The sequence below is a fragment of the Paenibacillus sp. CCS19 genome (genome assembly GCF_033239625.1).
Classification (GTDB): domain Bacteria; phylum Bacillota; class Bacilli; order Paenibacillales; family Paenibacillaceae; genus Paenibacillus_T.
Map to the genome: position 1 here is coordinate 1 of NZ_BTCK01000148.1, position 213 is coordinate 213.

Genomic DNA, 213 nt, shown 5'->3' on the forward strand with positions numbered 1-213 from the left:
CTCACCGTGGCGTCCACCGCCAATATGGTGCATTTCTGCACCTTATCTCGGCTCACCGTGGCGATCAGTGCCAATATGGTGCATTTCCGCACCTTATCCCGGCTCACCACGGCGTTCACCGCCAATATGGTGCATTTCTGCACCTTATCTCGGCTCACCGTGGCGTCCACCGCCAATATGGTGCATTTCTGCACCTTATCCCGGCTCACCGTG

Annotated in this window: 1 protein-coding gene; it reads left to right on the plus strand. The window is 57.3% G+C overall.

Annotated elements, in window-relative coordinates:
- On the plus strand, positions 1-213 hold a 213-nt coding region (locus tag SBI19_RS29475), incomplete at both ends, for a hypothetical protein (RefSeq protein WP_317973088.1).